Origin of the sequence: Streptococcus sanguinis SK49 (assembly GCF_000212815.1) — a bacterium.
Classification (GTDB): Bacteria; Bacillota; Bacilli; order Lactobacillales; family Streptococcaceae; genus Streptococcus; species Streptococcus sanguinis_C.
In genome coordinates, this window is sequence record NZ_GL890986.1 from 603,204 (window position 1) to 609,602 (window position 6,399).

The 6,399-nt window shown below is 42.5% G+C and carries 7 protein-coding genes; 3 read left to right on the forward strand and 4 right to left on the reverse strand.

Features of this window, described 5'->3' with window-relative positions:
* Positions 1-166 precede the first annotated feature (166 nt).
* The 4 genes from rnmV to HMPREF9380_RS00405 all read right to left on the reverse strand — a co-directional run bounded on the left by rnmV (position 167) and on the right by HMPREF9380_RS00405 (position 4,048).
* Entirely contained in the window at positions 167-736 is a 570-nt protein-coding gene (gene rnmV, locus HMPREF9380_RS00420) for a ribonuclease M5 (protein WP_004193841.1), read from the reverse strand.
* Entirely contained in the window at positions 729-1,499 is a 771-nt protein-coding gene (locus HMPREF9380_RS00415) for a TatD family hydrolase (RefSeq protein ID WP_004193843.1), read from the reverse strand. Before HMPREF9380_RS00415 ends, rnmV begins: the two co-directional genes overlap by 8 nt.
* A 94-nt stretch (positions 1,500-1,593) precedes the next feature.
* Positions 1,594-2,835, reverse strand: coding sequence for an MFS transporter (locus HMPREF9380_RS00410; protein WP_004193845.1), 1,242 nt, complete (start codon positions 2,833-2,835; stop codon positions 1,594-1,596).
* Between the two features lie 130 nt (positions 2,836-2,965).
* On the reverse strand, positions 2,966-4,048 hold the full coding sequence (locus tag HMPREF9380_RS00405; protein ID WP_004193846.1) for an ArsR/SmtB family transcription factor: 1,083 nt from the start codon (positions 4,046-4,048) through the stop codon (positions 2,966-2,968).
* A 205-nt stretch (positions 4,049-4,253) separates the two neighbouring features.
* On the opposite strand from HMPREF9380_RS00405, the gene HMPREF9380_RS00400 reads away from it, so the two are divergent.
* Genes HMPREF9380_RS00400 through HMPREF9380_RS00390 form a run of 3 tightly spaced genes read left to right on the forward strand, consistent with a single transcriptional unit; the run spans position 4,254 to position 6,369 of the window.
* Entirely contained in the window at positions 4,254-4,730 is a 477-nt protein-coding gene (locus HMPREF9380_RS00400) for a DUF2975 domain-containing protein (protein ID WP_002916575.1), read from the forward strand.
* A gap of 8 nt (positions 4,731-4,738) precedes the next feature.
* Positions 4,739-4,954 (forward strand): helix-turn-helix domain-containing protein, encoded by a 216-nt coding sequence (locus HMPREF9380_RS00395; RefSeq protein WP_002893895.1) that lies wholly within the window; start codon positions 4,739-4,741, stop codon positions 4,952-4,954.
* Positions 4,955-4,956: 2 nt separating this feature from the next.
* Complete coding sequence (locus HMPREF9380_RS00390; RefSeq protein WP_004193849.1) at positions 4,957-6,369, forward strand: DUF4153 domain-containing protein; 1,413 nt, start codon at positions 4,957-4,959, stop codon at positions 6,367-6,369.
* The last annotated feature ends 30 nt before the right edge of the window (positions 6,370-6,399 follow it).

The following is a 6,399-nucleotide window of genomic DNA, read 5'->3' on the forward strand; positions in this document are numbered from 1 at the left end:
GCATACGACAATCCAATACCTTCTGATTCAGGACATTGTTCATAAATAGATCTTGCCTTCTCTGCTATAGTTGCACAAGAAGCTTTACCTATTTGTTGCTCTGTTGATAAGCGAACAAGTTCGCCTATTTCTTCTAAACCTTGTTCTAAATCATATTCTTTTTCGTTCATTTTTCATATCTCTCCATCGCTTCTTCCACTTCTGCCAAAGTCACCCCAAACAGTTCCAAGCGTTTAAGGAGCTGCTTACCATTGGAGTAGCCGATACGGAGCTGCTCACCCAGATACTCTCGACGCTGACGGCTGTCACTTCCCATAAGCAGACCTAGTCGCACAAGATCGTTTTTGGTGATGTCAAAATTATCCTCATCATCAAAATATCCAACCAAACTAGCCAGAGCCTGCTGTAAATCCTCAAATGATGCATGCTCTACGCCAAGTGATTTACCCTTGTTCTTAGACTTGGGAGCCGCCTCATCACGGCGAAGAAAGGCATGCTGAGCAGTTGGCACAGCCTCCATGATTATTCGACGAATACGCTCACCATTGTAGTCTGGATCGGTAAAAACAATAACACCACGCAGTTGGTGCAGTTTCTCAATCCGCTCTAGATCTTCTTCATTGATAGCGGAACCTCTCGTCTCGTAAGTGTCCACTTGGTAAAATCGCTGCAGATTAGCTGTGTCATCCTTGCCCTCAACGACGATTACCTGAGGGATTTTTATCTTCTCAGTCAAGCCCAAACACCTTCTTTGCATTGGCATAGGTCGCTTGCGCTACTTCTTCGACAGGTAGCCCACGCAGCTCAGCAATTTTCTCTACAACATAGCGGGTATAGGCTGTTTTGTTTTCTCGACCACGCTTGGGAACAGGCGCCAAGTATGGCGCATCAGTCTCGACGAGAATTTTATCCAAAGGCAAGTTCTGCGCAGCCTCCTGAAGATCCGTTGCTTTTTTAAAGGTGACGACTCCAGAAAAGGAAATCATCATCCCCAGCTCGATAAAGCGCTCTGCCATTTCCAAAGAACCCGAATAAGAGTGCATAATACCGCCTCGAGGACCTACACCCTCACTCTTGATAATCTCATAAGTATCCTCCAGTGCGTCACGTGTGTGAACGACAAAGGGCAGGTTCAGCTCTTTGGAGAGCTGGATTTGGCGTCGAAAAACCCGCTCCTGAACATCCTTGGGCGCAGTCATCCAGTGATAGTCCAGCCCAATCTCGCCCAAAGCCAGCACCTTGGGGTGACGAAGCTTGTCCAGTAGATAAGCTTCCACCGCCTCATCATACGTCCCAGCCTCAGTCGGATGCCAGCCAATCGTAGCATAAAGCTGATCATGGTTGTCCGCCAACTCCAAGGCGCGCTCAATGGTCGGTCGGTCAAAACCGACAATATTGTGTGCAGTAACACTCATTTCTTTGGCTAATTGCAGCTCCTCTGCCTCTCGACCAGCAAATTCTTCCACATTTAAATGCGTGTGTGTATCAAAAATCTTCATGTTTTACTTCCTTGTATTTCCTGTCCTTTATTATACCAAAAATGACCTAAAAAATCAGAAGTCTCTTCAAAGCAGAAAATAAGATCGCTGCCATTCAACAGCTATCCGAATCTGTCTTCAAGTTCTCCATTGGAATAATTAAGTAAAAAGACAGTGCCAGCATTAACACAAGCGGGAGGAGAATATAAATAACCCCCAAACTGCTGGCAAGAGCTATCAACAGCATAGATAAAATACTCGGAACAGCCATGCTAAATAAATTAATAGCTGACTGGATAGCTCCCATGGACTCTTCTGGAATCATACTGAATACAGATTTCTGCAATCTAGGACTCAGCAGACCGACTGTAACAGAGCAAGCAAAGCTTGCTATCAGGACAAGTAAAAATTTTTGCCAGAAAAAACCGCAAAGAATAAAACCTTCACACACTTGACTTACATACATAGCAAGCTTAGTCGAAAGTTTTTTCAGCAAACCGCCACTAAAAATATTCCCTAAAATCAAACCAGCGGAACTTAAAACAATTAACAATGCAATGGACTGACCGATTTGCAGGTTCCAAAAAGGCCTTTTCAGCAATAAAAGAGTCGCTACTGGCGTCAGAATATTCAGAGTGATCTGCCCAAAGGTTGAAACCAATAACAGCCTCACAACGTTTTTTAATCCCAGCAAGACTTTAAGAGAATCCAATAAATGCTGCCAATAATTTTCTCTATTTAGCTCCTTGGCACTGCTGAGCTCCGGTTCTAAGTCCTGTAAGCTTTTACTAATATGCCAAAACCCAAGGTAAGCTAGCAAGAATGTCAGAGCATTTAGTCCCGCCAAAGCTCCAATACTCATCCAAGCGATGAGAAAACCGCCAGCTAGATTCCCCAAAATATGAACCAGACTCATACTAGCCTGCCGAAAGCCCATTGCAGAGGTCATATCTTGCTCAATCACCTTTACATAAACTGGGGTCAGCATGGCACCTGAAAAATAACTCAGACTATCCGACAGAAAGTTAATCAAGCAAATCACAAGCAAAATCAAGAAAGAGAAATCTTGTCCAAGAAGCAAAAACGTTACCAGGCTATATAGCACGACCTTACTAAACTGTATAAGCAGGTATTTCTGGATACGATTCTTCTGAAAGTCCGCCGCGACTCCAGTAAAAACTTGAATTAACTGAGGCAGCGTTTCAGAAAGAGAAATCAATAAAACCGAAAGTGGAGCAAAGGAATATGCGGAGACATAGTTCATCAAAGCCAAATAAAAAACAATGTCTCCGAAACCTGAAATCCATTGATTGATGAGCAACTGGCGAAAATTTTTGTTTTTTGTAAAAACAATCATACGGCATCTCCTTTACTCTTGTTAGATTTTTGTTTAACAAATCATAACAATAAATTAGGTGATTGTCAAATTTTTATTAGATTATTATTTTACAAAAAGAAGACCTAGAATGAATTTAGGTCTTCTTAAACTATGTTAGGTCCTGTTTGAATTTCTCTATAATCTTTTGAATCAGTTCTTTATTGACCGTGTATTTAACCGAATCATCATCCACCACAAGCTCCAGCAAGCCAGAATTTAGGAGCTTCTGCGTATGGAATGAGATAGAGGCTCTTGTAAGCCCCAGTTTTTTAGCTATATCTTTATTCTTGGCATGCGGCTGAATCAATTCAATCAAGACTTTATAGCGTGTTTCATCACCAAGAGTTTTTAAGGTCTGAGCCAATGTTTCATCATTAAGCTCCGATTCCGCCTTTGATAACTGGGAACTTCTCGTCGAAAGGACTAAGGAATAGGAAGTGAAATCAGGAACCTTTTCGAGAAAAGAGTCAATAAACATGGGTGACAGAACAAATGTTTGTGTGTCCTTTTCAAAGAGCTTGGCATTCTGCTCTTCATCATCCATCACATCAGATAGGCTAAATTCTCGTTCAAAAGCTAGTACTTCCTGCTCAAACTGCTCATAAATAGGCTGATAGAGCTCGAACACTCTTTCCAGCAAGGAAACCAATTGGTCCCGAAGCTGCTCTGGATGCTGAATAGCTTGGTACCAATACCATTTATTTTCCGGAGACTTGTCACTATTCTCTATAAAAGCCAGCAGATTCTCAGGACGTTCCTTGGCAACTTCTCCTTTAGAAAGCTTAAGTGATAAGCAATAGATGATTTGCTCTGCGTCTAATTTTTTCAGACATTCTAACAAGTCATGCGGATTGGTCGGATCTTTTCCTTTTTCTAGCAAGTAGAGGTAGAGGAGCGGAGCCAGTCCCACCGTAGCTTCTTCAAACAAACTAACCGCAACAAGCTCGTTTTTCAAAGGAAGTAAATCCTGATAGAGCTTATCATAGTGCGGCTGTACATCAAGAAGCAGCTCCTTTTGATTCTGCAGTAAATCCCTCCACATATGTTTATCATCCCTTGAAACGATGGCAGGCACCATGAGAAATTCATATAACTTACTACGATAATGAACAAGCTTTACGCCCACAGATTCTTCCCTCCTTACATATACTCCGTCTCTGACCGAAAAGAGTGTACAATTCCTGTTTTTCATTATACCAAAAATCAAGCAAAATATTCATCCCCTTCTGCTCTGTTCATCTCCTGACAAAAATCCATCTCTATAAAATAAGAACTTTTTTAGAAACCTTCATCTAGTCCTTAAGACTGATTTTATCTTTTTTCGATATTTTCTTATTGATTATCGATAACATTCGTGTTATAGTTACTAAGAAATGAAACGTTAGTCGGAGGAAATTATGACAGACAAAATGAAAAAGACTGCTGAAGATATGAGCATTACACTTACAAAAATCAGTATCAGCCTTTTATTTATTGCTTCCATTATCCTGATAGCTCTAGGACCTTGGGTCGTCAACCTAGTTATCGAATTTCCCTCTCCTTTCTTTCAAGGAGAGACACGCTTTTGGATCTTGCTGCTGTTTGGCTATGTCCTAGGCTGCCTGGCTCTGGCCTGCATTGTCCATCTCTATCGACTCCTGAGCCGCATCGGTAAAAATCAGGTCTTTATCACACAAAATGTTCAGTACATGCGCTATCTTGGCTGGGAAGTCGGCACTGTCGCTCTTATCTCCCTCTTTATGGGACTGACAGCCTATTTGCCCATGCTCTTAGTCACTGTTTCTTGCAGTATCTTGACCCTGATTATCCGTGTCATCCGCAACGCTTTTGGCAAGGCCATTGAGCTGCAGGATCAAGTGGACTACACTATTTAGGAGGTCTTATGATTCAGATAAATTTAGACCTTGTCATGGCGCAAAAGCGCATCAGCGCTGGTCGTTTAGCAGAGTTAATTGACCTAACACCAGCCAATCTATCTATCCTAAAAAATAATCGAGCCAAGGCAGTCCGTTTTTCAACACTCAACGCTCTCTGCCGTGAACTAGACTGCCAGCCTGGCGATATTTTGGAGTATATCCCTGATGAGGAGGAGAAATAATTATGGAATATCCAGCACAAGAACAGATGAATGTCCAGCCTTGTCTGCCCGCAGAGGAGGAAAGACAGACCATCTTCACTGGCCTAGAGGACAAGCAACTGCGATTCTTTAAAATCAGCTATCTAATCCTCTATCTTTTAACCTACTTTTACTCTGCAGTATTTTTTAATTATCAAACTGCACCCTTTTTCCCGTTTGCAATCGGCCTTATATTATTAAGCGAGGCCTTAATCAGGAAATTGGCCTATCCATCTCTGCAGATAAAAAATCTTGACAGCAGATTAGAGGCTAGAAGCTTTCTAATCATGACGTTAGCCCAAGCCCTAGCTTTAAGTCTCTGGGGGCTTCATCGCCAGCTAGAATTGTTCCAATTTCTAGCCATCCACATCTCATTCGCCTTCTATATTCTGTCCCGCACAGGCTGGTTAAGCCAAGGGCGTTTGGGTATCCTAGTCTGGTTTGACACCATTCAAGCCTTCTGCATCCTGCCCTTTAAAAATTTCATTGCTGCTATTCTAGTCTTTATAGAAGGCAAGCAGCAGGACTCTTCCGATAGCTCTGACAGTCTGTCTTCAAAGAAATCCCAACAGCTCGTGATTATCGTCAGCAGCTTCTTTGTTGCAGGAATCTTGGTCTACTTTGTCTGGTCCCAGCTGAGTCAGGTTTCAGACAGCTTTGCCTCCTTCTTCAGCAATACCGCTGATGTTATTGAAAATCTCCTTGACTCCCTCTTTTCAAGTCTTGATAGCAGCATGATTCTCTTCAAGGCCTGCCTGGCTGTTCCTGTCAGTCTTTACCTTTATGGCCTCCTAGTTGGCAGTCTGTTAGGCAAAAAAGATACTAAACTTAGCTACAAAAAATTTCAAGCAAGCATCCGTCCTTTGCGAGTAGCACCTGCTTTCGCAGCCTACATTATCATCGGCAGCCTCTGCCTGACCTATGCTCTCTTCTTCCTAACGGGTCTGGGTGAGCTCGGTCAGCTCCTAAGCGCCGGAACAGTAGCTCAGGCTATTTCTCCGCAGAATGCTTCGACTGTTGCCGTAGCTGGCTTCTGGCAGCTGGTTCGGGTGTCTATCCTTAACTTTGTAGTCCTAGGCGTCTTCTATCTGATTGCCAAAAAGCCACTCTGGGATCAGATAGGTACACGTTTAGCAACCACCTTACTCTTTATATTTGCCACCTTGCTGACCTTACTTGCAGGATGGAAATTATTTGGTGTCTATATTTTCCTTTATGGACCAACCCCTCTACGGTTACTTTCCGGCTGGTTTGTCCTCGTCTTATTGGTTTGGTGTTTGCTCATCTTGATTCGACTTTATAAGCCAATCCAAGCTATTCGCATCGGCATCCTTTATGCTATGATTAGTTTCACCATACTTTGCTATCTATATCCAATGCTTTTACCAGCGAAATAAGAAGTAACTGTAATTAACCATATAAAAAAA

What these genes read in the sequence shown, in the direction of transcription:
- HMPREF9380_RS00390 (WP_004193849.1), top strand. Translation starts at nt 4,957, where the DNA reads ATGGAATATCCAGCACAAGAACAGATGAATGTCCAGCCTTGTCTGCCC.
- HMPREF9380_RS00405 (WP_004193846.1), bottom strand. Translation starts at nt 4,048, where the DNA reads ATGAAAAACAGGAATTGTACACTCTTTTCGGTCAGAGACGGAGTATAT.
- HMPREF9380_RS00400 (WP_002916575.1), top strand. Translation starts at nt 4,254, where the DNA reads ATGACAGACAAAATGAAAAAGACTGCTGAAGATATGAGCATTACACTT.
- HMPREF9380_RS00395 (WP_002893895.1), top strand. Translation starts at nt 4,739, where the DNA reads ATGATTCAGATAAATTTAGACCTTGTCATGGCGCAAAAGCGCATCAGC.
- HMPREF9380_RS00410 (WP_004193845.1), bottom strand. Translation starts at nt 2,835, where the DNA reads ATGATTGTTTTTACAAAAAACAAAAATTTTCGCCAGTTGCTCATCAAT.
- HMPREF9380_RS00415 (WP_004193843.1), bottom strand. Translation starts at nt 1,499, where the DNA reads ATGAAGATTTTTGATACACACACGCATTTAAATGTGGAAGAATTTGCT.